General features: G+C 44.9%; 2 tRNA genes and 1 rRNA gene. All 3 read right to left on the bottom strand.

The annotated features are described in order from the left end of the window. Positions 1-327: 327 nt before the first annotated feature. Positions 328-403 (bottom strand) — tRNA-Ala (locus EIZ48_RS28695). Positions 404-448: 45 nt separating this feature from the next. Next, positions 449-525 (bottom strand) — tRNA-Ile (locus tag EIZ48_RS28690). Between the two features lie 73 nt (positions 526-598). After that, a 16S ribosomal RNA gene (locus EIZ48_RS28685) occupies positions 599-735 on the bottom strand; the annotation flags it as partial.

The following is a 735-nucleotide window of genomic DNA, read 5'->3' as shown; positions in this document are numbered from 1 at the left end:
TTAGTCACTTAACCATACAACCCCAAGGAGTTTTTTTATTTTCACTTTTCAAAAAAGTGAAGACAAAAGCGTATGTTCAAACAACCAAGGTTTACGTCACCTACATTCGATCAAGAAATGTAAGGACATTGGTTTTTCGCCGGACTCTTACACAAGACACTTGAATGTGTATTGCTTGAGAACTCGTTTCATCTYTCGATGAAACATTTTAATTCAACCTTTGAATTTACTAGTCAGCTTTCCAGATTGTTAAAGAGCATGTGTTTATCAAGAGATAACCACTTTTTAAACACACTCACTTCTTTTYCAAGAAATGCGCTTAAAGAGTGGTGGAGCTAAGCAGGATCGAACTGCTGACCTCCTGCGTGCAAGGCAGGCGCTCTCCCAGCTGAGCTATAGCCCCAACGTTACCGAAAGACTSTTCACTCACTTCCTCTGGGAGAAGAAGTGGTGGGTCTGAGTGGACTTGAACCACCGACCTCACCCTTATCAGGGGTGCGCTCTAACCACCTGAGCTACAGACCCAAGTCTTTCACGTCTTTTACATATTAACCAGGCAATCTGTGTGGACACTGCATCAAACAATACAGTCTATCGTTAAGGAGGTGATCCAGCCCCAGGTTCCCCTAGGGCTACCTTGTTACGACTTCACCCCAGTCATGAACCACACCGTGGTAAACGCCCTCCCGAAGGTTAAGCTATCTACTTCTGGTGCAGCCCACTCCCATGGTGTGA

It is taken from the genome of Photobacterium alginatilyticum, from assembly GCF_009910675.1.
Classification (GTDB): domain Bacteria; phylum Pseudomonadota; class Gammaproteobacteria; order Enterobacterales; family Vibrionaceae; genus Photobacterium; species Photobacterium alginatilyticum.
The sequence above is the reverse complement of the archived record's forward strand: the minus strand, read 5'-3'. Positions and strand labels throughout refer to the sequence as shown.